This is a genomic window from Paraburkholderia sp. A3BS-1L (assembly GCF_051125215.1).
In the GTDB taxonomy this organism is placed as follows: Bacteria; Pseudomonadota; Gammaproteobacteria; order Burkholderiales; family Burkholderiaceae; genus Paraburkholderia.
In genome coordinates, this window is record NZ_CP120442.1 from 2,008,587 (window position 1) to 2,031,727 (window position 23,141).

General features: G+C 65.8%; 27 protein-coding genes. 6 read left to right on the forward strand and 21 right to left on the reverse strand.

The features are described from left to right. Positions 1–10: 10 nt before the first annotated feature. Together P5W99_RS09075 and P5W99_RS09080 are read right to left on the reverse strand one after the other, a co-directional pair. The gene (locus tag P5W99_RS09075; RefSeq protein WP_421024210.1) at positions 11–205 is read right to left on the reverse strand and encodes a hypothetical protein; all 195 of its coding nucleotides are present in this window, start codon (positions 203–205) and stop codon (positions 11–13) included. A 113-nt stretch (positions 206–318) separates the two neighbouring features. Further along, on the reverse strand, positions 319–777 hold the full coding sequence (locus P5W99_RS09080; protein WP_421024211.1) for an Lrp/AsnC family transcriptional regulator: 459 nt from the start codon (positions 775–777) through the stop codon (positions 319–321). A gap of 126 nt (positions 778–903) precedes the next feature. On the opposite strand from P5W99_RS09080, the gene P5W99_RS09085 reads away from it, so the two are divergent. Further along, positions 904–1,587, forward strand: a complete 684-nt coding sequence (locus P5W99_RS09085) for a cysteine dioxygenase (protein ID WP_421024212.1) — start codon at positions 904–906, stop codon at positions 1,585–1,587. Between the two features lie 64 nt (positions 1,588–1,651). Here the strand turns inward: P5W99_RS09085 and P5W99_RS09090 are convergent, their stop codons facing one another. From P5W99_RS09090 to P5W99_RS09105, 4 genes are all read right to left on the reverse strand, one after another. Next, the gene (locus P5W99_RS09090) at positions 1,652–2,296 is read right to left on the reverse strand and encodes an NAD(P)-dependent oxidoreductase (RefSeq protein ID WP_434660305.1); all 645 of its coding nucleotides are present in this window, start codon (positions 2,294–2,296) and stop codon (positions 1,652–1,654) included. A 127-nt stretch (positions 2,297–2,423) separates the two neighbouring features. Continuing rightward, entirely contained in the window at positions 2,424–2,873 is a 450-nt protein-coding gene (locus P5W99_RS09095; RefSeq protein WP_434660307.1) for an Rrf2 family transcriptional regulator, read from the reverse strand. Between the two features lie 87 nt (positions 2,874–2,960). Further along, positions 2,961–3,479 carry a hypothetical protein gene (locus P5W99_RS09100; protein ID WP_421024215.1) on the reverse strand — a complete coding sequence of 173 codons (519 nt, stop codon included), beginning with the start codon at positions 3,477–3,479 and terminating at the stop codon, positions 2,961–2,963. Between the two features lie 2 nt (positions 3,480–3,481). After that, positions 3,482–4,030, reverse strand: a complete 549-nt coding sequence (locus P5W99_RS09105) for a GNAT family N-acetyltransferase (protein WP_434660309.1) — start codon at positions 4,028–4,030, stop codon at positions 3,482–3,484. Between the two features lie 90 nt (positions 4,031–4,120). Here P5W99_RS09105 and P5W99_RS09110 point away from each other — a divergent pair, with 90 nt between their 5' ends. Together P5W99_RS09110 and P5W99_RS09115 are read left to right on the forward strand one after the other, a co-directional pair. Further along, a complete protein-coding gene (locus tag P5W99_RS09110; protein WP_434660311.1) occupies positions 4,121–4,702 on the forward strand; it encodes a DJ-1/PfpI family protein in 582 nt (193 codons plus the stop codon). Between the two features lie 196 nt (positions 4,703–4,898). Next, a complete protein-coding gene (locus P5W99_RS09115) occupies positions 4,899–5,222 on the forward strand; it encodes a hypothetical protein (RefSeq protein WP_421024218.1) in 324 nt (107 codons plus the stop codon). Between the two features lie 19 nt (positions 5,223–5,241). On the opposite strand, the gene P5W99_RS09120 is transcribed toward P5W99_RS09115, so the two are convergent. Continuing rightward, positions 5,242–7,035: a sensor histidine kinase gene (locus tag P5W99_RS09120; protein WP_434660313.1), complete on the reverse strand. Its 1,794-nt coding sequence runs from the start codon at positions 7,033–7,035 to the stop codon at positions 5,242–5,244. A 431-nt stretch (positions 7,036–7,466) separates the two neighbouring features. On the opposite strand from P5W99_RS09120, the gene P5W99_RS09125 reads away from it, so the two are divergent. Then, positions 7,467–8,669 (forward strand): ammonium transporter, encoded by a 1,203-nt coding sequence (locus P5W99_RS09125; protein WP_421043576.1) that lies wholly within the window; start codon positions 7,467–7,469, stop codon positions 8,667–8,669. Positions 8,670–8,745: 76 nt separating this feature from the next. Continuing rightward, positions 8,746–9,978, forward strand: coding sequence for a glycosyltransferase (locus P5W99_RS09130; protein ID WP_434660316.1), 1,233 nt, complete (start codon positions 8,746–8,748; stop codon positions 9,976–9,978). A gap of 54 nt (positions 9,979–10,032) precedes the next feature. Here P5W99_RS09130 and ccmI read toward each other — a convergent pair whose 3' ends face one another. From ccmI to napE, 14 genes are all read right to left on the reverse strand, one after another. Further along, positions 10,033–10,905 (reverse strand): c-type cytochrome biogenesis protein CcmI, encoded by an 873-nt coding sequence (ccmI, locus tag P5W99_RS09135; protein ID WP_421024222.1) that lies wholly within the window; start codon positions 10,903–10,905, stop codon positions 10,033–10,035. Continuing rightward, complete coding sequence (locus P5W99_RS09140) at positions 10,902–11,384, reverse strand: cytochrome c-type biogenesis protein (protein ID WP_421024223.1); 483 nt, start codon at positions 11,382–11,384, stop codon at positions 10,902–10,904. Before P5W99_RS09140 ends, ccmI begins: the two co-directional genes overlap by 4 nt. Further along, positions 11,381–11,917: a DsbE family thiol:disulfide interchange protein gene (locus tag P5W99_RS09145; RefSeq protein ID WP_421043572.1), complete on the reverse strand. Its 537-nt coding sequence runs from the start codon at positions 11,915–11,917 to the stop codon at positions 11,381–11,383. Before P5W99_RS09145 ends, P5W99_RS09140 begins: the two co-directional genes overlap by 4 nt. Next, positions 11,914–13,971, reverse strand: a complete 2,058-nt coding sequence (locus tag P5W99_RS09150) for a heme lyase CcmF/NrfE family subunit (RefSeq protein WP_434660318.1) — start codon at positions 13,969–13,971, stop codon at positions 11,914–11,916. The genes P5W99_RS09145 and P5W99_RS09150 overlap by 4 nt, the downstream gene beginning before the upstream one ends. Next, on the reverse strand, positions 13,968–14,489 hold the full coding sequence (ccmE, locus tag P5W99_RS09155) for a cytochrome c maturation protein CcmE (RefSeq protein ID WP_421024226.1): 522 nt from the start codon (positions 14,487–14,489) through the stop codon (positions 13,968–13,970). The genes P5W99_RS09150 and ccmE overlap by 4 nt, the downstream gene beginning before the upstream one ends. After that, complete coding sequence (locus P5W99_RS09160; protein WP_421024227.1) at positions 14,486–14,638, reverse strand: hypothetical protein; 153 nt, start codon at positions 14,636–14,638, stop codon at positions 14,486–14,488. Before P5W99_RS09160 ends, ccmE begins: the two co-directional genes overlap by 4 nt. Next, positions 14,635–15,378, reverse strand: a complete 744-nt coding sequence (gene ccmC / locus P5W99_RS09165; protein ID WP_434660320.1) for a heme ABC transporter permease CcmC — start codon at positions 15,376–15,378, stop codon at positions 14,635–14,637. The genes P5W99_RS09160 and ccmC overlap by 4 nt, the downstream gene beginning before the upstream one ends. 5 nt (positions 15,379–15,383) lie before the next feature. Beyond that, complete coding sequence (gene ccmB, locus P5W99_RS09170; protein WP_421043567.1) at positions 15,384–16,052, reverse strand: heme exporter protein CcmB; 669 nt, start codon at positions 16,050–16,052, stop codon at positions 15,384–15,386. Beyond that, positions 16,040–16,708: a cytochrome c biogenesis heme-transporting ATPase CcmA gene (gene ccmA, locus P5W99_RS09175; protein ID WP_434660322.1), complete on the reverse strand. Its 669-nt coding sequence runs from the start codon at positions 16,706–16,708 to the stop codon at positions 16,040–16,042. The genes ccmB and ccmA overlap by 13 nt, the downstream gene beginning before the upstream one ends. 80 nt (positions 16,709–16,788) lie before the next feature. After that, positions 16,789–17,406, reverse strand: coding sequence for a NapC/NirT family cytochrome c (locus P5W99_RS09180; protein ID WP_421024231.1), 618 nt, complete (start codon positions 17,404–17,406; stop codon positions 16,789–16,791). 10 nt (positions 17,407–17,416) lie between these two features. Then, positions 17,417–17,899 carry a nitrate reductase cytochrome c-type subunit gene (locus P5W99_RS09185; RefSeq protein ID WP_434660324.1) on the reverse strand — a complete coding sequence of 161 codons (483 nt, stop codon included), beginning with the start codon at positions 17,897–17,899 and terminating at the stop codon, positions 17,417–17,419. Positions 17,900–17,911: 12 nt separating this feature from the next. Next, a complete protein-coding gene (napA, locus tag P5W99_RS09190) occupies positions 17,912–20,395 on the reverse strand; it encodes a periplasmic nitrate reductase subunit alpha (protein WP_434660326.1) in 2,484 nt (827 codons plus the stop codon). Positions 20,396–20,408: 13 nt separating this feature from the next. Next, entirely contained in the window at positions 20,409–20,705 is a 297-nt protein-coding gene (locus tag P5W99_RS09195) for a chaperone NapD (protein ID WP_421024234.1), read from the reverse strand. A 44-nt stretch (positions 20,706–20,749) separates the two neighbouring features. After that, the gene (gene napE, locus P5W99_RS09200) at positions 20,750–20,905 is read right to left on the reverse strand and encodes a periplasmic nitrate reductase, NapE protein (RefSeq protein ID WP_035525870.1); all 156 of its coding nucleotides are present in this window, start codon (positions 20,903–20,905) and stop codon (positions 20,750–20,752) included. An 847-nt stretch (positions 20,906–21,752) separates the two neighbouring features. Between napE and P5W99_RS09205 the strand changes: the two genes are divergently transcribed. Continuing rightward, positions 21,753–23,141, forward strand: coding sequence for an MdtA/MuxA family multidrug efflux RND transporter periplasmic adaptor subunit (locus tag P5W99_RS09205; protein WP_434660328.1), 1,389 nt, complete (start codon positions 21,753–21,755; stop codon positions 23,139–23,141).

A 23,141-nucleotide genomic window follows, 5' to 3' on the forward strand; every position in this document is an offset into this window, starting at 1 on the left:
GGGCAACGCATCATTGCGCGGCACTGGCCGCCGGCGGCGCAGCGGCGCTCGAGGCAGCACTCGCCGCCTGCGCGCCGGCACTCGCTTCGTACTCGTGCTTACTGCGCAGCGCATTGAAGAGCACGGTACCGATCACGATAAGCACCACCACCACTATCATCACGCCAACGCCAAAGGTGGGATTCTTCTTGCGCGGTTCATTCATGGATCGTGCCCTGCCTGGGTGATGAAAAGAAACGCGCATTCTACGCTGCCACGCCTTGCAGCGGGCTTGCAGGCGAAATTACGGCGAGCGCAGGAAAACGCCAGGGAAGGCACTCAGACGCCGCGCACCGGCAGCGCCGTCGAGTACTTGATCTGCTCCATCGCAAAGCTGGAGCTCACGTCGAACAGCGCTACGGCGCGAATCAACTGCTTGTAGACGCGGTCGTAATCGTCGATATCGGACACCACCACGCGCAACAGGTAATCGGTTTCGCCGCTCATGCGATAGGCCTCGACGATCTCCGGAATCTCCTGCACCGCGCGCGTGAAGGCCTGCGCCCACTGCTCGGTGTGCTGGTTGGTGCGCACGGCGACGAACACCGTCGTGCCCACGCCCAGCTTCTTCGGGTCGCACAGCGCCACCTGGGCGCGAATGACGCCGGTTTCCTTGAGCCGCTGCACACGCTTCCAGCATGGGGTCTGCGAAAGATTCACGCGCTGGGCCAGCTCCGCGACCGGCGTGGTCGCATCCTGCTGCAATAGCTCTACCAGCTTTCTATCGATGATATCCATTCCCCGCCTCCCCGCAGGATAGAAATTTCTTCTATCTTACGCCGCAGAGAGGGAAAAGAATGAAAACTCTTTCTAGACGGCAGGGGCTATAACTCTCACATCCAGAACGACGACAAGAGACCCGCCATGAACGTCCCATCCGAACCCCTCCTGCTCCAAGCCATGCGCGTCTCCGGCAGGGCCAACGCGGCAGACGCGGCGGGACACGGGGCTGCCGTGGCACGCCTGTGCGCGGCGCTCGATGCGGCTTTCGACGCTTGGGGTCATGCGCGCGAACCCGGCACGCCCGCAGAGTCTGATCCATCGCGCAGCGGCGCCTTCGCGCGCGGTGTGCGCGCCGCGCTGGCGCGCGCGCTGGCCGACCCTGCGCTCGTTACGGCAGCGCAGCGCGAAGGCAACGCCGAGAAGTATCGCCGCCATCTGATCACCGCCGATCCGCTCGGGCGCTATGCGGTCGCTACTCTCGTCTGGCAGCCGGGCCAGGCGAGCCCGATCCATGCGCATCACACGTGGTGCGGCTACGCGGTGCTCGAAGGCACCTTGACCGAAATGCTCTACGTCTGGGACGAGGCGCGTCAGGGTGCGGACGTGGTGCGCGCGAACCCTCGCGCAGCGGGCGCCATCAGCTTCGGCGGATGCGGGCGGACGAACATTCACCGGCTCTCGAACGGCAGCGGCCGCGCATGCGTCTCGCTGCACGTCTACGGTGTATCGGGAGAACAACTCGCCACGCACGTGAACGACATCGTGCCACTCGTGCGCGCCGAAACCTGCACGCAAGACGCCACAGTTCCGGCGCACACCGTATAGCCGTCCACACTCGCGGCAAGCGGCCCCAATCCCGCCTTCAGACCGAGATGGCCTCTTCGATGAATCAATACGCCACGGTGGCAATCTCGCGAATGAAGCGGCCCTGCTCCAGTTCGTCGACGAACGCGATGGCATAGTCCTCGGCAGAGATCCGGCTTTCACCATGCGCGTTGGCAATCAACGTGCTGGCGCCCGTGCGGAATGTGCCGGTGCGCTCGCCCGGCGCGATCAGCGCGGCAGGCGCGAAGAAGGTCCAGTCCAGATCCTTCACCGTGCGGTAGTAGTTCAGCGCGACGCGGTGCGCCAGCGCGATCGGCTTGTACGCGTCGGGGAAACCTTCGGTGTCGACCAGTTGCACACCCGGCGCGACTTCCAGCGAGCCCGCGCCGCCCACCACCACGAGACGCGCCAGACCGGCGGCCCGCATGCCTTCGACGAGCGCGCGGCTCGCGTTCTGGAGGTCATCGAGCTGGCTCATGGGCGGCGCGTAGGCGCTCGCGACCATGTCGTGGCCGCGCACCGCCGCCGCCACGTTCGCGGCGTCGAGCAAATCGGCTTTCGCGGCGTGGACGTTCGGCCCCGCTGCAACGCGCTCGGGCTGGCGCACCAGCGCGCTCACCTGATGGCCGCGCCGTGCTGCTTCCGCGGCGATGCGCGAACCGACCATGCCCGTTGCGCCAAACAGCGCGATCTTCAGTGACTTGCTCATTTCCCAACTCCTCTATCAAACATATATGTAACTATAATAGTTACAGTTAAAGATCCAAAAAACGGGGCAACGCCCCGTCAGGACAAGCACCCCGCGTTAGCGCGCGGTTTTCACGCCGCCGCCTGCTTCACTTCCCACGTGCGCGCACGAGCTTGCGCTCGTTGCGCTCCATATCCTCGACGACATCGGCGAGCGTGCGCGCGGCGAGCGACGCCTCCATGGCGCGCTGCGCGTCGTCGATGATGCCGCGCAGCGTCTGCTGGATGTGCCGCCCCACCATGCAGGCCGGATTGGGCTCTTCGCGATGCATGGCAAAAAGCTGGGCGTCGTCGACCGCGCGGTAAATCTCCAGCAGCGAGATCGTGTGCGGCTCGCGCGCCAGCAGCGCCCCGCCGCCCGCGCCGAGCTGCGATGCAGTGAGCCCCGCATTGGCAAGCATCGTCAAGAGACGACGGATCAGCGCGGGGTTCGTGTTCACGCTGCCCGCGATGATCTCGGAGGACAGCGGCGCGCCCTCCTGTAATGCCAGCAGTGCGAGCACATGAACGGCAAACGCGAAACGGCTACTCGTATTCACAACAAACCAGCCGCTGGAAACGCGGCGAGACAAAGTGTAACCATCATAATTACATTAATTTCGCCCGTCAACCGCGGACACCCATCATCATTTCGTGCCCGACGCCGCCGAGCCGGTCGCCGCAGCGCTGCTTGAAGCCCAGCGTTGCAGCGAGGTCCCCGCCATCGACAGACCGGTGCCGGTGGCTGCAGCCGCGTTGCCGAGCATCGCGTGGGCCGCGCTCGCCGCCGCCTGCCACTGCCCGCGTGCCTGCGAGGCCATCGCGTCAGCTGAGGCGCTCGCGCCCGAAGCAATCGATGCGGACGCGCCCTCGCCCTGCGACTGCAGTTGATCGCGAGTCTGCGCCTGCGTTTGCGAAGCCGCCTCGCCAAGCTTGCGCTGTGCGGCGTCGAGCTGCTGGTTCACGTAGCTAGCCGCCTTGTCCAGCGTCTGGGCCGCTTGCGCGCTGGCCTGGCTGGCCGCGAGCTGAGCGGCCTGCTGCGCGGCATCGGCCGACTTCTTGCTCAGATCGGCCACCGTCGCATTCTGCTTGTCGCAGCCAGCAGCGAGCGCCACGCTCAGCAGCATGGGCACGATGCCCAGTCGTTTCAAAACCTTCGAAGACATAGTCACCCTGAAAAAAGCACCGCACGCAGCGGCTTGCAAAGATGAAAACGCGGCAATGATACGCTGCCGCGCCGCACGACCTCCTGAGCGACCAGCGAAAAACCCGCGCGCTCGAACACCGGACGCGCGAGCGCGCTGGCGTCGGTGTCGAGCGTGCTCGCCCGCGCCTCGCGCGCCAGCGCCTCCATGCGCGCGATGAGCCCCGATGCGAGACCGCGCCGCGTCCAGCCCGGCGCGACATAGAGCATCTCCACGTGGTCGGCGGGAAAGAGTTGGCCGAATGCGGCCGGCTTGCCCGCGTGTTCGGCCACGAGCGTCACACCACGCGCGAGACGCGCATCGAAGGCGTCGAGATCGTCGGCCGCCGCCGCCCAGGCCTTGCGCTGGGCGGCGTCGTAGTGCGAAGCGGTCAGCGTCAGGATGGCATCGCGAAAGAGCGCGGCGAGCGGCGCCACGTCGTGGCGCGCCACATAGGCACGCCAGACGATGGCGTCGCGTTGAGCATCGGGATCGGAATCGGCCGCGGTGGCCTTCGCAAAATCGTCAAGCATGCTGAAATAGACTGTGTGGACACCCGTTGCGTTCCGCCATGCCCCCACCGCAGCGGGCCACAGCAACCGCAACCCTCATGGAGCCTGGCGATGGCAGTCAAGAAGATCCTTTTTCTCACGGGCGATTTTGCCGAAGACTATGAAACGATGGTGCCCTTCCAGGCGCTGCAAGCCATCGGCCACAAGGTCGATGCCGTGTGCCCCGGCAAGCAGGCCGGCGAGCGTATCAAGACCGCGATTCACGACTTCGAGGGCGACCAGACCTACACCGAAAAGCCGGGCCATCACTTCGCGCTGAACGCCAGCTTCGACGAAATCGATCCGCAGCGCTACGACGCGCTCGTCATCGCGGGCGGCCGGGCACCCGAGTATCTGCGCCTGGACCCGAAGGTGATCGCGATCGTGCAGCACTTCGCGCAAGCCAACAAACCCGTGGCCGCCATCTGCCATGCGGCGCAGCTGCTCGCCGCCGCCGAGGTCATCCGCGGCAAGCGCATCTCGGCCTATCCGGCCTGCGCGCCCGAAGTGCGTCTCGCGGGCGGCGAATATGCCGATATCGCCATCGACAGCGCCGTGACCGATGCACCGTTCGTCACCGCGCCGGCCTGGCCCGCCCATCCCGAATGGCTGCGTCAATTTCTCGCCTTGCTCGGTACGCACATCGAGCCCTGACAGGCGAGTCGTGCGCCGCCGTGCGCTGACGGCGCGCCGCTTTGACCGCGTTAGCTGCTTTAACGACCCGAATCGCAACCGATTACGCGAATATCTGACAATCCTTAACGTAATCGCGCGAAGATTCGGACGACTCCGATGCCAGCCGATCCCTGCCTTTCCGACAATATCGCTTTGATTGCAGGAATGTACGGCGATGGATCTGACGGATTGGGTGGTGTTACTCGCGATTGCCTTGATGGCAATCGCGTTCTTTTGCACGCGCACGGGCCGGCGCAGAACCGCGGCCGAACGCGCGCGCCATGCGCGCGGCACGCGCATGCTGATTCAGGCGGCCATCGCGCTATGGGGCGCGCTGTTCATGCTCGAGCGCACGCTGGTCTCGCCAGGCAGCTTGTCTGCCGCGCACCTGAACCCTCACGCCGCGCTGGCCGTCGTGCTCGCACTGGCTGGCGCGGGCTGCCTCTGGTCGATTCGCGGCCGTAGCCTCCTCAAGCCGCGGCGCATTTTCGCCTGCTGACCCACACGCCCTTCATGACCTACAAATCCGCCAGCGGCCCATCCACGGCCGGTGCACCGGCCACGGCCACGCTGCGCGGCACGCCCGGGTCGCTTGCGGAAACCGGCCCTGGCACGGCCCCCGCGGGCGCCGCGCCGTCGCCCATACCGTCGCCCGCACCGTCCCGCCCGCGCATGCGCTCGTGCGCGGCCACGAGCGCCGCGGCGACACCCGGCGCCGGCGGCCCGACCGCAAGCGCGTCGGGCAGCGAAAGATAGAACGTCGTGCCCTCGCCTTCGACCGATTCCACCCAGATGCGCCCGCCGTGCCGCTCAACCATACGGCGCACGAGCGCGAGCCCGATGCCCTCGCCGGGCGCGACGTTGCCGTGCATGCGCTGGAAGGCCTGAAAAAGGCGCGGCCGCGCCACATCGGGAATGCCCAGACCGTTGTCGCGCACATAGAAAATCTGCAGCGACTCCACCCCCGGCGGCGCGTCCGCCGTGCCGATCTCGACGCGCCCCTCGCGGGCAGGATCGAGATAATTGAGCGCATTGCCGATCAGATTCGCGAACACCTGCTCGAGCGCGGTCGGGTCGCCCCAAACCGGAGGCAATCCATGCACGCTCACCTGGGCGTTGCGCGCACGCACCGAGGCATGCATCGCGTCGACGACGCGCTGCACCAGTTCCTGCACATTGACGCGTTGACGCCGGTACTCCACGCGCCCCACGCGTGCCAGCCGCAAGAGCGCGTCGATGATATGCGAGGCCCGCAGCACCGCCGTCTGCAGATAGCGCAGCGCTTCGCCGATGTCCTCGTTGATGATCCGCTCGATGCGCGCCCGCGCCTCGGGGCCAAGCGACGAGCGCGCCACGCGCTCGCGCAAGTCTTCACACGCGTGAGTGAGCTCGCGCGAAAAACCCTGCAGGTTTACGAGCGGCGCGCGCAGGTCGTGCGACACGCTGTGAATGAACATCTCGTTTTCCTGCGTCTGCTGGCGCAGATCTTCGTTGATGCGCGCGAGTTGCTCGGCGCGGCGCGCAAGGTCGGCCTGGAAGCCGAGCCGCAGCCGCTCGGCCTCCACGAGTTGCTGGCTGATCCGATGCAGCGTGAGATCCAGTTCGGCGATTTCGTCGTTGCCGGTCGCCAGCGGCGCGAGCGGCTCATTGCCCGCGAGCCGGCTCGCGTTGTCGGACAGCGCATCGAGCCGCCCGCGCACGCCGCGCGTGAAGACCCAGACGGCCAGCGCCACCAGCATGATCGAGCCGATCACCGCAGTCATCACGAGCGACTGCTGCTGCGCGCGCGCCTGCTCGGCGTCGGCGAGGCGCATCACGTCGAGGCGGCGCTCCTCGGTCTGGAACGCAGTGACCTGGGTGCGCACGCGGTCGAGCGCATCAAAGTCCGTGTAAGTGCGAAAGCGCTCGACCAGGTCGGCGCGGCGCCCCGAATGCAGCAGATCCTGAATGCGGTCCGACCACTGGCGATAGTTTTGCACCGCATGGCGGATCCGCGCGGCGCGCTCGACCTGCGAGGGGTTGTCGGCGACGAGTTCCGCGAGCCGGTCGATGCGGCGATCGACGTCCATCCACAACGCCACCGGCGTCGAGAACCGCACGTCGCCCGCGGCCACCGCCCCGCGCAACTGCACCGATTCGACCAGCACCGGCTCGAGCACGCGGCCCGCCTGCGCGAGCACGGCCTGGCTGTGCTGCCCGGCAAGCTCGGCGCTTTCCGCATCGGCCTCGGCCTTCACGACGGCCGACAGCAGCGTCAACTCGAAGACAGCCGGGATCGCGATCAGCAACAGCCCTTTGGTGGTGAGGCGCATGGGGTGGCGGTTCGGGAAGTCGGGATGGCTAAAGGTTTGGGTTGGATCATTATTATGTCGGCGTTTGCCCGCCGATGTGCGCCTGACATGCGCGCGATGTGTGGCCCACCGAATATTTTCGAATCGCCGACGATTTTCTTTAAAAGAAAGGCAAATCGAATAATTCGCCCCGAATTGGCGCGTCGTCTCACCAATTTGGCGCGCCGGCACTGCAATTGTGCCGCTCCATGCCATACGGGCTCGCACCCGCAACGTGCGCACCCATTTCGTGCGCGCGACCACGGCGCACGCAAGACCGCTCCGGTGCACGCGCGCACCGTCAAATGGCCTGCCTTCCCATGACGTTCACCAGTTTGGCGCGAAGCTGGCCCGCATCTTGCTGTTTTTGTCTCTATTTATGCGCCCACTCAGGGCAAGGGCAGAACTTCACGATGGACAATCTCAAGACCGGCACCGACACGCTGTTTCTGCTGCTGGGCGCCGCCATGGTGCTCGCCATGCATGCGGGTTTCGCGTTTCTCGAACTCGGCACCGTGCGCAAGAAGAACCAGGTCAACGCACTCGTGAAGATCCTCGTCGATTTTTCGGTCTCCACGATCGCGTACTTCTTCATCGGCTACACCATCGCCTACGGCGTGCAGTTCTTCTCGCACGCCGACGTGCTCGCCGAGCACAACGGCTATCAACTCGTGCGCTTTTTCTTCTTGCTCACCTTCGCGGCGGCCATACCGGCCATCGTTTCGGGGGGCATCGCCGAGCGCTCGAAGTTCAACCCGCAACTGTTCGCGACCTTCGTGATCGTCGGCTTCATCTATCCGTTCTTCGAAGGCATGGTGTGGAACAACCGCCTGCACTTCGAGGATGCGATCACCCATGTGTTCGGCGTGCCGTTCCATGATTTTGCCGGCTCGGTGGTGGTGCATGCGTTCGGCGGCTGGGTCGCACTGCCCGCCGTGCTGCTGCTCGGACCGCGCCACGGCCGCTATTCGCGCGACGGCCGCATCGCCGCGCATCCGCCCTCGAACATCCCGTTTCTCGCGCTCGGCGCGTGGGTGCTCGCTGTGGGCTGGTTCGGCTTCAACGTGATGAGCGCGCAGACCATCGACAAGATCAGCGGCCTCGTGGCCGTGAACTCGCTGATGGCGATGGTGGGCGGCACGCTCGCCGCATGGCTCGCGGGCCGCAACGACCCGGGTTTCACCTATAACGGGCCGCTCGCGGGCCTCGTGGCCGTGTGTGCGGGTTCGGACGTGATGCATCCGCTCGGCGCGCTCGTGACGGGCGCAGTGGCCGGCGTGCTGTTCGTCTATATGTTCACCTGCGTGCAGAACCGCTGGCGCATCGACGACGTGCTCGGCGTGTGGCCCCTGCACGGCCTGTGCGGCGCGTGGGGCGGCATTGCGGCGGGCATCTTCGGCATGCGCGCGCTGGGCGGAATCGGCGGCATTTCGCTGGGCGCGCAGATCGTCGGGACGCTTGCCGGCATCGTGATCGCCTCGCTCGGCGGCGTGGTGGTCTACGGTGCGCTGCGCGCCCTCGTGGGTCTGCGCGTCGATCAGGAGGGTGAATATAACGGCGCCGATCTGTCGATCCACAAGATCAGCGCGACGCCGGAGCGCGAAACGGTGTTCTAAGCCCAGCCCAGCCCGGCCCGGCGACGATGAGATGACGCTACATTGCGGGTTGGCATCCCGCTCCGGAAGTTCATCCATGAAGCTCACCGTCGTTACCTACGGAACCGAAGGCGATACCCGCCCGCTCGCCGCGCTTTGCCGGGCGCTCATGGACGCCGGCCATCGAGCGCACCTGCTCGCCGACCGCGCGACGCTTGGCTCGGCCGAAGCGCTCGGCGTTCCGGCCTCGGCGCTATCGGGCGATATCCGCGCGGCGCTCATGCCGGGCGCGGCGCTGGGCTCGGTGGTAAGCGGCCGGACGAGCTTCGACGCCACGGCAAAGGCGCTCGCCTCGATTGCGAACGCCAGCACGCGCGCGTGGATGCGGGAAGTCGCCGACGCCTCGGCAGGCAGCGACGCCATCATCGTCTCGGGGCTGGCCGCGTTCGTCGGGCTCTCGGTGGCCGAATACCGGCGCGTGCCGGTGCTGGGCGCGAGTCTCATTCCGCTCACGCCGACCAGGGACTTCGCGTCGCCGTTCCTGCCGCCTTCCAAAGTGCCGCGCTGGCTCAACCATGCCAGCCAACGGCTCGTGAACGCCCTGCTGTGGCGCGCGTTCCGGCGCGCGACCAACGCCGCGCGCGCCGAGGTCTGCGCTCTCGCGCCGCGCGGCGGCGTATGGACCGAGCATGCGATGCTCTACGGCGTCTCGCCGAATCTGCTGCCGCGCCCGCGCGACTGGCCTGCGAACGCCACGGTTTGCGGTCAATGGCCCCACGCGTCGGGCGACTGGACGCCGCCTGCCGCGCTCGCGCGCTTTCTGGACGCGGGCGAAGCACCGCTCTACATCGGCTTTGGCAGCATGGCCGGCTTCGATCGAGACCATTTCGTGACGACTCTGATCGATGCCGCAGAAGGGCGCCGCGTGCTGTTCTATCTAGGCTGGAGCGGCGTGGATGCCACGCGTTTGCCGGAGAATTTTTGCGTGATCGGCGAGACGCCGCACGACTGGCTGTTCGCCCGCACGAGCGCTGTCGTCCATCACGGCGGCTCGGGCACCACGCATTCGGCTTGCCGGGCCGGCGTGCCGTCGGTGGTGGTGCCGTTCGCGGGCGACCAGGCCTTCTGGGCGCACCGGCTCGCCGCGCTCGGCGTGGCGCCGGCCGCCGTCGATGGAAGGCGCTTGCACGCGCGTGCGTTGAAACGGGCCATCGCGTTCACGCAGCGCGACGACGTCAAGGCGCGAGCCGCCGCGCTCGGCAACCGCATGGCGCAAGAGAATGGCCTGGACGTCGCGGTAAGCGAAGTGGAGCGGCTGCTTGCGCGCTAGTTCGAAAACCCCGAGAGGCCAGTGCGCCGTTTCGCAAGGCCGCACAGCGCCCCGTCAAGGCGCCCGCACGCCATGCGCTTTCGCCGCCAGTTCCTCGATCATGTCGATATTGTGCTGCGCCTGCGCGGCAATCTGCGGACTCGCCACGGCCTTCAAACGCGTCCAATAGGCGAGCGCTTGCCGATAGTCGCGCCGGTCGAGCGCGGCGGAGCCCGCGAGGGCGAGCGCTTTCGCGTTGGCCGGGTCCAGTGCGAGCGCAGCCTGAATGCTCTGCATCGCCTCTGCGTTCAGGTCGCCGCCGCGCAGCGTCGCCAGTTCGTCGGCGTAGTCCGCAAGCAGCCCAGGATCGGCGGGCGTCAAGGCGAGCGCGCGGCGATACGCGGCGACGGCGTCCGCCGTCCGCTCCAGCACCGCGTAGGAGCGCGCAAGCATCGCCCAGCCCGTGGCGTCGTCCGGTTGTTCGCGCAACCGCACTGCGAGCCGGCTCACGACATATTCGAGCGAACCTTGCGTGCCCATATGGCTATCGGCTTGCTTGCCGCTCACGCTTTCGATCGCCGCCGCAACCGGATTGCCGATCCGCATGTACAGCACCAGCGCTCCCGCCGGCAACAACGCCACGAGCAGCGCCGCCACCGCAGCGCGCGTCAGGTTGCTCATCGGCCGTTCACCGGCCGATGGCGCAATCCGGTCGCTGGTGTCATCGACGAACTGCCGCTCGAGCTCGCGCTTCGCCTGCGCCTGATGCTCCGCGGGAACGAGGCCCGCCGCGCATTCGTGCCTGAGCTCGGCCATTCCCGAGCGGTAGATCGCGACAGCCATCGCCTGCGTGTTCGCGCGCGAATCCGCGCCACGCCAAAGCGGCACGAGCACGCACGCGAGCGCGACCGCCATCATCGCCGCGAGGATCAGCCAGAAAGGGATCATGACGCCGCGCCCTCCTCCTCGTGCCCGCGCAAGGACGCGACGCGCGCGCGTTCGCCGGCGTCGAGCGCTGCGGCGCTCAGGCCGCGCCGACGCACGATACTGCGCCACATCGTCCAGGCACCCGCCGCGAGCACGATGAACGGCCCCAGCCAGAGCGCCCAGGTCACGGGCTTCAGCGGCGGCCGGTACAGGACAAAGTCGCCATAGCGGCGCACCATCCAGGCTTTGATCTGCTCGTCGGTTGCGCCGCTGCGAACCTGGTCGCGAATCTGTGCGCGCAGGTCGGCGGCGAGTTCGGCATTCGAGTCGGCGAGGCTCTGGTTCTGGCACACGACACAGCGAAAACTTTCGTCGAGCCGCCGCAAGCGCGCGTCGGTGCCGGTCTCGCCCGAGATTCCCGCTGCCGCGCTGGCGCACGTGTGCGCCAGCATCAGTCCAATGGCGAGCCGGGCCGCCCAGGCCCGCGCGAGACGATTCATGGCGTGCCCTCGTTCTGCAGCTTGCGCACCAGCGGCAAGATCTCGCCATCGATTCGCGCACGCGTGAGCGGGCCGGCCTCGCGGTAGCGCACGACCCCGGCGCGGTCGACCACGAAGGTCTCCGGCACGCCATACACGCCATAGTCGATCGCGGTTTGCCCGGTGCGGTCGACAATCGACGAGGTATAGGGATCGCCCGCGTCCGCGAGCCACTGCAGCGCGTTTTGCCGTTCGTCCTTGTAATTCAGCCCCAGCACCGGCGCAATGTGCTGGCGCGCCAGATCGACCAGCAGCGGATGTTCGTCGCGGCACGATTCGCACCACGACGCCCATACGTTCATGATCCACACCTGCCCGCGCAGGTGCTGGGTCGACAGACGCTGCGCGGGTTCATGGAGCCTCGGCAAATCGAATTCCGGCGCGGGCTTGCCGATCAATGCCGAAGGCAGCCGGCGCGGATCGTGCCGCAACCCGGCAGTCAGCAGCGCCAGCAACGCCGCGAGCACACATAGCGGAATCAGGAAGCGCTTCATCGGCCGGCCTCGCCCGTTGTTCCCGTGGTTCCCACTGTTTCCGTTACTCCCGCGCGCTTCGCGACCGCCTGCACATCGTGCACCGCCATGCCGGCGGGCCACCCCGCCCGCTGCGTGCGGCGATGCGAAGCCAGGCGGTAGCGCCGGTCAGTTGCGGCAAGGAGCCCGCCGAGAGCCATCAGCAGACAGCCGCCCCAGATCCAGCGCACGAACGGCTTGATCTGGATGCGAATCGACCACGCATTCGCGCCGACCGGCTGATCGAGCGCCACGTAGAGATCGCGCAGCACGCCGTGGTCGATGGCTGCCTCGGTGATCGGCGTATTCTGCACCGCGAACACCCGCTTCTCGGGAAAGAGCGTCGCAACCGGCTCGCCGCCACGGCTGGCCACGAGCGTCGCGCGCGTGGCCTGATAGTTAGGACCGGAAACCGTCTGCACGCCCTCGAAGCGAAAGTCGTAGCCGTTCACCGAGACGCTTTCTCCGTTACGCAGCAGCACGTCGCGTTCGGCCTCGTAGCCCTTGACGAGCGTGACGCCGACGATGAAGACACCCACGCCCGCATGCGCGAGCCACATGCCGTATGTCGCGCGCGGCACGCTGCGCAAGCGGGCGGCCATCGGCCCTTGCAAGCCGCGCAGGCGTTCGCGCACGCTCACGGCCACGCTCGTCAGGGTCCACGCGGCCAGCAGCACGCCGAAACTCACGAGCGGGCGCCAGCTTCCCAGCAGCCACGGCAAGATGATGGCGGTGAGCACGCTCACGAGCGCCGCCCAGCGCAGCCGCACGGCAAGCTCCGGCACGCGCGCGGACTTCCAGCGCGCGAGCGGACCGAGGCCCATCAGGAAAATGGCGGGCGTCATGAGCGGCACGAACACGCTGTCGAAATACGGCGCGCCCACCGAGAGCTTGTCCGCGCCCAGTGCGTCGAGCAGCATCGGATAGAGCGTGCCGAGCAATACCGATCCCGCCGCCACCATCAAGAGCAGATTGTTCGACAGCAGCAGCGCCTCGCGCGAGACCGGCTCGAAACCCGCGCCCAGCCCGATTTGCGGCGCGCGCCACGCGAACAGCATGAGCGCCCCACCGGTCGTCAACGCCAGCAACGCCAGGACGAAGATGCCGCGCGCGGGATCGGAGGCGAACGCATGCACGGACGTGACCACGCCCGAGCGCACGAGGAAGGTGCCGAGCAGACTCAGCGAAAACGCACAGATCGCCAGCAACGCGGTCCAGCTGCGAAAGCTGCCGCGCTTTTCGGTGACCACCAGCGAATGCATCAGGGCCGTTCCGGCGAGCCACGGCATGAACGACGCGTTTTCGACCGGGTCCCAGGCCCACCATCCGCCCCAGCCGAGCACGTAGTAGGACCAGCCGCTGCCGAGCGCAATGCCGAGCGTGAGGAACATCCATGCGGCTGTGGTCCATGGCCTCGACCAGCGCGCCCAGGCCGAATCGAACCGCCCAGCCAGCAACGCCGCGATCGCGAACGCGAACGCCACGGAAAAGCCGACGTAGCCCATATACAGGATCGGCGGATGCATCACCATGCCGGGATCCTGCAGCAGCGCGTTGAGATCGCGGCCGTCCATGGCGGGCGGCATCAGACGCGCAAACGGATTCGAGGTGAGCAGCAGGAACGACAGAAAGCCCACGGCGATCCAGCTCATGACGCCGAGCACGCGCGCCACCTGCTCCATCGGCAGTTGACGGCTGAAACAGCTCACCGCGACCATCCAGAGCGTCAGCAGCAGAACCCAGAGCAGCAGCGAGCCCTCGTGCCCGCCCCAGACCGCGGCCAGCCGATACAGGGCGGGCAGCGTCGAATTCGAGTTCTCCACCACGTAGACAACCGAAAAATCGTTGCTCCAGAACGACCACATGAGCGTGCCGAAAGCGAGCGCGACGAACCCGAACTGCGCGCGCACGGCGGGCCACGCAATGCGCATCCAGCCGGCCATGCCCAACTGCGCGCCGAGCACAGGCAGCACGCCCGTGATCAACGCGAGCATCAGCGCGAGTATCAGCGCGAAGTGGCCGATCTCGGGAATCATCGCTGGACGCCCGGATCGGACAGGCCCGCCGCGACCCGCACTGCGGTCGGACGCGGCGCGGCTTGCGCGGCGGGTTGCGCTCCGTGCGGTACGCCATCGGCGGCCTGCCGCAGCGCGCGGCTCACCTCGGGCGGCATGTACTTTTCGTCGTGCTTCGCGAGCACTTCGTCGGCGTGGAACCGTCCGTCGTCGCCGAGCCGGCCCTGCGCAACGACGCCGCTCCCCTCGCGAAAGAGATCAGGAAGCGCGCCGCGATACACCACCTGCACCGACGACGCAGCATCGCTCACGACGAAGTGCACGGTCACCCCATCGGCATCGCGCCTGAGCGAATGACGCTCGACCAGCCCGCCGAGCCTGAAGCGGTGCGCGAGCGGCGCTTCGTGCGAGGCCACCTGGCTTGGCGTCACGAAGAACATCATGTTGCTGCGCAGGGCATTGAGCACGAGCGCGCACGCAAGCCCGGCACTGACGACGCCAGCGGCCAGCAAGCCGAAACGACGGTATCGTGCTTTCACCGGCCCTCCGCGGCGCGCTCGCCGTGCGAGCGCGCCTGGCTGCGCACGATCCACGCCTCGACGCCCAGCAAGCCGAAGGTCACGACGAGCACCGCCGCGAGATACGGCGTATGCGCGAGCATCGTCATCACGCTGGTCAGGGCATTCATGCCGGACGCTCCTCGATATGCATCTGCCACGACGACACGCGCTCACGCGCACGCATGATGATGCGCACGCGCGCGAGCACGACGGCGATCGCGTAACACCAGAAGCCCGCGGTCATCACCAGCAGGCCGCACACCATCGACGCGCTCATCGCCACGCCGCTGCCAAAGCCGAGCGACGGCCCCTGATGCAGGGTGTACCACCACTGCACCGAAAAAAAGATCACCGGGATATTCACCACGCCGATCAACGCGAGCACCGCGCACGCGCGGTCGGCGCGGCGCGTGCCGTCGATGGCCGAGTGCAGCGTCATGAAGCCCGCGTAGAGAAAAAGCAGGATCAGCTCGGAGGTGAGCCGCGCGTCCCAGACCCACCACGTGCCCCACGCGGGCTTGCCCCAGAACGCGCCCGATACGAGCGCGATGAACGTGAACAGTGCGCCGGTGGGCGCGAGCGCCTGCGCCATCATGGCCGGGAGCCGCGCGTTCAGGACCAGGTCGAGCGCGCACCAGGCGGCCATCACGAGGTAGATGAACATCGACATCCACGCTGCGGGAACATGCACGAACATGATGCGGTAGACATCGCCCTGAAGCGCATCGGCGGGGGCGATCGCGAGCCCGATCACGAGCCCCGCGCACACCAGCAGCACCGCCGTTATGCCGAACCCCGGCACGAGCCGCCTTGCGAGACCATCGAAGGTGGATGGCGAGGCGTAGCGAAACCAGTTCACACGCTTCATCTGCGTCACTCCATGGCAATGCGCAATGCCGCCGCGCTTGCCCATGGGCAAAGCCACGCACCCACGCACAAGGCGGCGCCGAGCAGCGAAAAGCTCGCTTGCATGCGCCCCGGCACGCCGGCCAGATCCGCCGCGCTCACGCCGAAGATCAGCACGGGCACGTAGAGCGGCAACACCAGCAGGGCAAGCACCACGCCGCCGCCGCGCACGCCGAGGGTCAGCGCCGCCCCCATCGAGCCGATCAGGCTCAGGAGCGGCGTGCCGAGCAGCAAGGTGCCCATCAGGTAAAGCGTCGCGCGCCAGTCCAGCGCATACTGGAGCGCGACGACTGGCACCAGCAGCACGAGCGCCAGCCCGCTCGTCAGCCAGTGCGCGACGATCTTGCCGAACACGATGGCAGGCAGCGGCAGCGGTGAAAGCAGCATCTGCTCGAGTGCGCCGCTCGCATAATCGCTGCCGAACAATTGCCCGGCCGACAACATCGCCGCAAATAGCGCCGTCACCCACAGCACGCCGGGCGCGATCAGCTGCAGCGTTTTCGCTTCGGTGCCGATGGCGAGCGGAAAGAGGCTCGAGGCAACGATGAAGAACATCAACGCGCCCAGCGTGACGCTGCGTCTGCGCCAGCTCAGCATCAACTCGCGGCGGATGATGCCGGGCATCACTTCAAGCATCCGCCGCTCCGTTCGAGATAGAGATGACGTGTGCGGGCAGCGCCGCTTTGCAGCGGCCGGTGCGTCGTCAGCGCGACGATGCCGCCCGCGCGCAGATGCGTATCGATGCAGGTCGTGAACCAATCGGTTGCGGACGCATCGAGTGCGTCGCCGGGCTCGTCGAGCAGCCACAGCGGTTTGCGGCCGAGCATCAGGCGCGCCAGCGCGACGCGGCGACGCTGGCCCTGCGAAAGGCGGCTCAGGCGCGTATGCCTGTGCGCGTGCAGCCCGGCCTGCTCGAGTACTTCGTCTTCGCGCGAGATGGAATCGTCGCCGCCACGGCCATCGTTGCCGCCTGGCGCATCCGCCGTGCCGAGCAACGCCGCGAAGCGGATGTTCTCCAGCACGGTGAGGTCGTCGCTGACACCGTTGGCATGCCCGACATACGCAAGCTCGCTGCGGAACTGACGCGGCGCGCGGCGCACATCGTCGCCGCGCCAGCAAACCCGCCCTCTCGCAAGCGGCAGCAGGCCCGCGAGCGCACCGAGCAAGGTCGTCTTGCCGCTGCCGTTCGCGCCGTGGATCTGCAGCGCCCATCCCGGCTCGATGCTGAGGTCGATGCCGCTTACGATCGTCCGGCCACCGCGCTCGACGGCAAGCTGTTCAATGGAATACATGACAAGAACTCGTTGGCGTTCGGATTGGCGTTCGAATTCACCCCGGGATCCCCCATCTCCGGACCCGTCAGGAGAAAGGCTCACTGTTTTTTCCCGCTGTCTCCCAGTGCGCCGTCCTGCACCGCCTCGGCCATGTTCGGCAGATGGTGCGCAATACCCTTGTGACAGTCGATGCAGGTCTTTTCTCCCGTTTCGAGGAAACGCGTGTGCGCCTCCTGGGCGCGCGGGCTCTGGCGCGTGAGATCCATGTATTCGAACGAGTGGCAGTTGCGGCATTCGAGCGAATTATTCGCCTTGAAACGCGCCCATTCGTGCTCGGCGAGTTCGAGCCGCTTGGCCTCGAACTTTTCGCGCGTGTTCACCACGCCGAAGATCTTCGCCCATACTTCCTTGGACGCCTGCATCTTGCGCGCGATCTTGTCGGTCCAGTCGTGCGGCACGTGGCAGTCGGAGCACTTCGCATGCACGCCCGTGCGGTTGCTGTAGTGAATCGTCGCTTTCAACTCGGCATAGGTGTTGTCGCGCATCTCATGGCAACCGACACAAAACGCTTCCGTGTTGGTCCATTCCATCGCCGTATTGAAAGCCCCCCAGAAAACGACACCTGCAATGAAGCCGCCCAGCGTCAGAAAACCCAGGCTGAAAAACGCACTCGGCCGCGTGATCGCCCTCCAGTAGCGTCGAAACAAGTCGCGCATGTGGGCCCCCCTATTTCTTCGCTTTCTGCGGTGCGCCCTGCAGCTTGACGTCCTCGACCCCCGCAAACGTGTTCTCGACCAGCGGCTTGGCGTCCGCCTGCGGAACATGGCATTGCGTGCAGAAATAGCGGCGCGGGGCGAGGTGCCCGAGTGTCTCGCCGTCACGGTCCGTATAGTGCGAAATGCCGACCGGCACCGCGCCGCTCTCGGCCGCGCGGCTGCCGGCATGACAGGCCAGGCATTTGTTCGCATTCCTGTCGAGCTGATAGCCGTCGATCTTGTGCGGAATTGTCGGCGGCTGCTGCGCGTAGGCCCGCCCGCGAATGACGTCCTTGTTTTCCGTCGGCCACATCATGGGCGGAGTCGCCTCTTCATTCAGGGGCGTCGTGCCGCGCAGCGTATCGTAAAACGTCTTGCCGGGAACGGCAGGTTGCTGCGCCCAGGCCGCCAGCGCCACGACCGAGGCAATGATGAGCGCAATCCAGTTTCGCATGGCGGGCTCCGTTTAGACCCTGACGATCTTGACCGCGCACTTCTTGAAGTCGGTCTGCAAAGAGATCGGATCGGTGGCGTCGAGCGTGACCTTGTTGATCAACTGGCTCGAGTCGAACCACGGAACGAACACGAGTCCGCGCGGTGGCCGGTCGCGCCCGCGCGTTTCGATGCGCGTGAGAATGTAGCCCCGTCTCGACATCACCTTGACCTCGGTGCCGCGGCGCACGCCCATTGCCTTCGCGTCGTCCGGATGCATGAAGCACACTGCATTGGGAAACGCGCGATAAAGCTCCGGCACCCGCCGCGTCATCGATCCCGAATGCCAGTGCTCGAGCACGCGCCCGGTGACCAGCCAGAACGGAAACTCCTTGTCCGGCGACTCGGCGGCCGGTTCGTACGGCAGCGCGAAAATCACGGCGCGGCCATCGGGATTGCCGTAGAACTGCCATCCGGTTCCCGCCTTGACATAGGGATCCGTGCCTTCCTTGTAGCGCCAGCGCGTTTCCTTGCCGTCGACCACCGGCCAGCGCAGACCGCGCGCCTTGTGATAGGCGTCGAACGGCGCGAGATCGTGGCCGTGGCCCCGGCCGAAGCTCGCATATTCCTCGAACAGCCCCTTCTGGATATAAAAGCCGAACGCTTTGACCTCGTCGTTGCGGTAGCCGGCATCGGCGTCCTTGAGCGGGAACTTGTCGACCTGCCCATTGCGGTAAAGGATGTCGTAGAGCGTCTTGCCCTTATATTCGGGCTTTTTCGCCAGCAGATCCGCGGGCCAGACTTCCTCGACCTTGAAGCGCTTCGAAAACTCCACGAGTTGCCACAAGTCCGAGCGCGCTTCACCCGGCGGCGCCACCAGTTGATGCCAGAACTGCGTGCGCCGCTCGGCATTGCCGTACGCCCCCTCCTTCTCGACCCACATCGCAGTGGGCAGGATCAGGTCCGCGGCCACGGCTGTGACGGTGGGATACGCGTCGGAGACCACGATGAAGTTCGCGGGGTTGCGATAGCCCGGCAGCCCCTCCTCGTTCAGGTTCGCGGCGGCTTGCATGTTGTTGTTGACTTGCACCCAGTACACGTTGAGCTTGCCATCGCGCAACATGCGGTTCTGCAGCACCGCGTGATACCCGGGCTTTTCGGGAATCGTGCCCGCAGGCAACGCCCAGATGCGCTCCGCCGTTTCCCGATGCTTCGGGTTGGTCACGACCATGTCGGCGGGCAGACGATGCGAGAACGTGCCCACCTCGCGCGCGGTGCCGCACGCGGACGGCTGCCCCGTGAGCGAAAACGGACTGTTGCCGGGCGTCGAGATCTTGCCGGTCAGCAGGTGCAGGTTGTAGACCATGTTGTTGGCCCACACCCCGCGCGTATGCTGGTTGAAACCCATGGTCCAGAACGACACGACCTTGATGTTGGGATCGGCGTAAAGCTGCGCGAGCTGGTCGAGCTTCGCTTTCGACACACCCGAAATCTTGGTCACATATGTGGCGTCGTACTTCGAGACGAACTTTGCAAACTCGTCGTAGGTGATCGGCTTGGCCCCGCCCGGATCCTTGGCGTTCTGCGCCGCCTTCTGCAGCGGGTGGTCGGGGCGCAGCCCGTAGCCGATGTCGGCATTGCCCTGCTTGAACACCGTGTATTTGTCGACGAAGTCGCGATTGACCTTGCCGTTCTTGATGATGTAGTTCGCGATGTAGTTGAGCACCGCGAGGTCGCCCTGCGGCGTGAACACGATCGTTTCGTCAGCGAGCTCGCATGAGCGGTGCTCGAAGGTCGAAAGCACCACCACCTTGGTCTTCGGCGCGCTGAGGCGGCGCGACGTCACCCGGGTCCACAGCACCGGGTGCATCTCGGCCATGTTCGATCCCCACAGCACGAACGCGTCGGTCTGCTCGATATCGTCGTAGCAGCCCATCGGCTCGTCCATCCCGAACGTGCGCATGAACCCCTGGACGGCTGAGGCCATGCAGTGCCGCGCATTCGGGTCGATGTTGTTGCTGCGAAAGCCGGCCTTCATCAGCTTGACCGCTGCATACCCTTCCCAGACGGTCCACTGGCCGGAGCCGAACATGCCCACCGCCGTCGGCCCCTTGTCCTTGAGCACGCGCTTCCATTGCGCGGCCATCTCGTCGAAGGCCCGATCCCAGGAGACCGGCGCGAACTCGCCATTCTTGTCGTACTTGCCGTCTTTCATGCGCAGCAGCGGCGTCGTGAGCCGATCCTGCCCGTACATGATCTTCGAGAGGAAATAGCCCTTCACGCAGTTCAGGCCGCGGTTGACCTCCGCCTGCGGGTCGGCCAGCGTGGCGACCACCTTGTCGTTCTTCACGCCGACCTGCACGCCGCAGCCGGTGCCGCAAAAGCGGCAAGGCGCCTTGGACCACTTGAGGTCGTCGTCCGCCGCCAGCACCGCACCGCCTGGCAAGGTAACGCCCGCAGCCGCGGCGGCGGCCGTTGCCGCGGTTTGCTTGATGAATTCGCGACGGGTCAGCTTCATCGACAAACTCCCCCTATTCCGGCGATTCGATGCTCTCGTGATGCTGATAGACGAGCGCGGAGGCATGGACCCCCGGCAAAGCATTGATTGCGCTGAGCTGCTCTTCGATCGCCCGCGAGTGCGCGCCCTCGAGCGTGACGACCATGCGGCCGTCCGGCGTCGCGGCATGGACCTGCGCGCCGGGCAGCATGCCGAGGGTGTGGGAGATGCTCTCGCACCGATCGCTTTGGGCGTATATCACGACCCCCGCTACATGAAACTCGTGGGAGGTGGCCTTTTCGCAGGTTGCACTTCGAGTTTCGACGGACATGGCAGTGCCGCCCTCAGATAATATTCGTTATGGATACCTAATAATCAGTGTGGTGGACCGCCGATCAGCAATTGGTAAAACCACACCGCGAATCCGTATGCGGCGATGAGCGCTACCGTGAGCACGGGGACCATGACGACGGTCAGGAACAGGAAGCTGCGCAGCTCCTCTGATTTTCGCACCGGGTCGATATCGCTCATTCGAAATGACCTCTTGGGGTGGCTCGCGCGAACTATTCAGAAAATGATGTACGAGCCGTGGATATATTCTTGTTAAACAATTACAAGATAGTCAAGAATAAATTTTGGCTTCCTGATTTGTTTGATAACGATGCGAGCGGCGGGCGCGAGCAACCCATCAGGCGAAAAAAAAGCGCCACGTGCGAACGTGACGCTTTGAAAAGTTCTAGCCATTCCGAGGGCCGTGCTAGAACCTGAGAGACGGTAATCGAACGATGACCGGGCCGCCGCATTTATGCAAAATGCATACTCCGAGATACTTAAAAACCCCGCAAGACTTGCAGGGTTCTCGGCATGCTTCGGGACCTTCGCGGTCATGTCGAAAGTGCGGTCGATTTTTTATCCAGATGCTGACTAAGTCAAGCAAAATCTCGCCAGAATACGTGAACAATCAAACATTTCCGTCCAATTCTCGCTGGATTGATATAACCCCAATTTTCACGCACCCATTTGCCGATCTTCGCCGATCGCTTCCCACCACGCCCGCGGGGAGCTGTAACCGGCGTAATGCACCGAAAGATACGGTGCTGGACTGTTACGGAGCCAGCAACGTAGCATCATGCTTTTTGGCTGCATCGGTCAGCCAACAAGGCGCCGGGGGCGCAGAACTGCCTGGCGTCTCATCGGCTTGCTTCCCGACAAGCACCTGACATCGACCTTACGCGCGTCTCGCGTAGCATCGCGTCATACGTGACCCACGCGTGCCCCATGCGTGACCCACGCGCGATCCATGCACGACCACGGGCGCGCGCCCGACCAATCCGCTCAACCGACAAGCACGTCACCGATTTTGTTACCGACCTGACCGATGGATAAAGAAGAACAGCGCCCGGATTCCCCTCGTCGAGATACCCCGTCCTCCCCTGCCGCATCGGGCGGACCGGCGCCGCGCAAGCGCCGCGGCAAGCTGATCGCGCTTGCCATCGTGCTGGCCGTCGCCACGATCGGGCTGCTGCGCTGGCAGCCCTGGAACAAGAACCCGAACGGCGCGGCCAGCTCCACTGCTGCAAGCGGTGCTCGCATGCGCCACGGCGGTCCCGGTGCGATGGCGAATCTACCGCAGCCGGTCAGCGTGGCAACCGCGAAATCCGGCGACATGCCCATTGTCATCACGGCGCTTGGCACGGTCACGCCGCTCGCCGCCGTCACGGTGCGCACGCAACTTTCCGGCACGCTGCAAAGCGTGAACTTCGAGGAAGGCCAGATGGTGAACAAAGGCGACGTGCTCGCGCAGATCGACCCGCGTCCCTATCAGATCTCGCTCGCCAATGCCCAAGGCCAGCTCGCGCGCGATCAGGCGCTGCTCGCCACCGCGCGCCTCGACCTCAAGCGCTACCAGACGCTGCTCGCCCAGGACTCGATCGCGAGCCAGCAGGTCGACACGCAAAGCTCGCTCGTGAAGCAGTACGAGGGCACAGTCAAGTCGGATCAGGCCAACATCGACACCTACAAGCTCGACCTCGCCTATGCGCGCATCACCGCGCCGGTTTCCGGACGCGTGGGCCTGCGCCAGGTCGATCCGGGCAACTACGTGACGCCCGGCGACACCAATGGCATCGTCGTGCTCACGCAGTTGCAGCCGATCAGCGTGATCTTCACGACCTCGGAAGACAATCTGCCGTCCATCCTGAAACAGTTGCGCGCAGGCACGAAGATGTCGGTGTCGGCCTACGACCGCAGCAACACCACGCTGCTCGAAAGCGGCTTCCTGCAAACCCTCGACAACCAGATCGACACCACGACCGGCACCGTGAAGCTGCGCGCGAGCTTCGCCAACGGCGACGGCTCGCTGTTCCCGAATCAGTTCGTCAATGCGCGGCTGCTCGTCGACACGATCCACGACGCGGTGATCGTGCCCACCTCCGCGGTGCTCAACGGCTCGCAGGGCGCATATGTCTATGTGGTGAAGCCCGACAACACCGTGACGGTGCGGCTCGTGAAGGTCGGCCCGGTGGACGCCGAGCGCACCAGCATCGCCTCGGGCCTCGCCGTAGGCGAGCGCATCGTGACCGACGGCTCGGACCGCCTGCGCGAAGGCTCGAAGATCACTATTCCCGCTGCGCGGGCCAAACACGCTTCGGGTGCATCGGGGGCCTCAGGCCCACAAGGCGGCGCATCGGGGGCCAGTGCGGCGTCGGGCGCTTCGGGTGCCCACCACGGCCATCGCCGCCAGGCATCCGGCGCTGAGGGCCAGTAA

What these genes read in the sequence shown, in the direction of transcription:
- P5W99_RS09075 (WP_421024210.1), bottom strand. Translation starts at nt 205, where the DNA reads ATGAATGAACCGCGCAAGAAGAATCCCACCTTTGGCGTTGGCGTGATG.
- P5W99_RS09080 (WP_421024211.1), bottom strand. Translation starts at nt 777, where the DNA reads ATGGATATCATCGATAGAAAGCTGGTAGAGCTATTGCAGCAGGATGCG.
- P5W99_RS09085 (WP_421024212.1), top strand. Translation starts at nt 904, where the DNA reads ATGAACGTCCCATCCGAACCCCTCCTGCTCCAAGCCATGCGCGTCTCC.
- P5W99_RS09090 (WP_434660305.1), bottom strand. Translation starts at nt 2,296, where the DNA reads ATGAGCAAGTCACTGAAGATCGCGCTGTTTGGCGCAACGGGCATGGTC.
- P5W99_RS09100 (WP_421024215.1), bottom strand. Translation starts at nt 3,479, where the DNA reads ATGTCTTCGAAGGTTTTGAAACGACTGGGCATCGTGCCCATGCTGCTG.
- P5W99_RS09105 (WP_434660309.1), bottom strand. Translation starts at nt 4,030, where the DNA reads ATGCTTGACGATTTTGCGAAGGCCACCGCGGCCGATTCCGATCCCGAT.
- P5W99_RS09110 (WP_434660311.1), top strand. Translation starts at nt 4,121, where the DNA reads ATGGCAGTCAAGAAGATCCTTTTTCTCACGGGCGATTTTGCCGAAGAC.
- P5W99_RS09115 (WP_421024218.1), top strand. Translation starts at nt 4,899, where the DNA reads ATGGATCTGACGGATTGGGTGGTGTTACTCGCGATTGCCTTGATGGCA.
- P5W99_RS09120 (WP_434660313.1), bottom strand. Translation starts at nt 7,035, where the DNA reads ATGCGCCTCACCACCAAAGGGCTGTTGCTGATCGCGATCCCGGCTGTC.
- P5W99_RS09125 (WP_421043576.1), top strand. Translation starts at nt 7,467, where the DNA reads ATGGACAATCTCAAGACCGGCACCGACACGCTGTTTCTGCTGCTGGGC.
- P5W99_RS09130 (WP_434660316.1), top strand. Translation starts at nt 8,746, where the DNA reads ATGAAGCTCACCGTCGTTACCTACGGAACCGAAGGCGATACCCGCCCG.
- ccmI (WP_421024222.1), bottom strand. Translation starts at nt 10,905, where the DNA reads ATGATCCCTTTCTGGCTGATCCTCGCGGCGATGATGGCGGTCGCGCTC.
- P5W99_RS09140 (WP_421024223.1), bottom strand. Translation starts at nt 11,384, where the DNA reads ATGAATCGTCTCGCGCGGGCCTGGGCGGCCCGGCTCGCCATTGGACTG.
- P5W99_RS09145 (WP_421043572.1), bottom strand. Translation starts at nt 11,917, where the DNA reads ATGAAGCGCTTCCTGATTCCGCTATGTGTGCTCGCGGCGTTGCTGGCG.
- P5W99_RS09150 (WP_434660318.1), bottom strand. Translation starts at nt 13,971, where the DNA reads ATGATTCCCGAGATCGGCCACTTCGCGCTGATACTCGCGCTGATGCTC.
- P5W99_RS09160 (WP_421024227.1), bottom strand. Translation starts at nt 14,638, where the DNA reads ATGAATGCCCTGACCAGCGTGATGACGATGCTCGCGCATACGCCGTAT.
- ccmC (WP_434660320.1), bottom strand. Translation starts at nt 15,378, where the DNA reads ATGAAGCGTGTGAACTGGTTTCGCTACGCCTCGCCATCCACCTTCGAT.
- ccmB (WP_421043567.1), bottom strand. Translation starts at nt 16,052, where the DNA reads ATGCTTGAAGTGATGCCCGGCATCATCCGCCGCGAGTTGATGCTGAGC.
- ccmA (WP_434660322.1), bottom strand. Translation starts at nt 16,708, where the DNA reads ATGTATTCCATTGAACAGCTTGCCGTCGAGCGCGGTGGCCGGACGATC.
- P5W99_RS09180 (WP_421024231.1), bottom strand. Translation starts at nt 17,406, where the DNA reads ATGCGCGACTTGTTTCGACGCTACTGGAGGGCGATCACGCGGCCGAGT.
- P5W99_RS09185 (WP_434660324.1), bottom strand. Translation starts at nt 17,899, where the DNA reads ATGCGAAACTGGATTGCGCTCATCATTGCCTCGGTCGTGGCGCTGGCG.
- napA (WP_434660326.1), bottom strand. Translation starts at nt 20,395, where the DNA reads ATGAAGCTGACCCGTCGCGAATTCATCAAGCAAACCGCGGCAACGGCC.
- P5W99_RS09195 (WP_421024234.1), bottom strand. Translation starts at nt 20,705, where the DNA reads ATGTCCGTCGAAACTCGAAGTGCAACCTGCGAAAAGGCCACCTCCCAC.
- napE (WP_035525870.1), bottom strand. Translation starts at nt 20,905, where the DNA reads ATGAGCGATATCGACCCGGTGCGAAAATCAGAGGAGCTGCGCAGCTTC.
- P5W99_RS09205 (WP_434660328.1), top strand. Translation starts at nt 21,753, where the DNA reads ATGGATAAAGAAGAACAGCGCCCGGATTCCCCTCGTCGAGATACCCCG.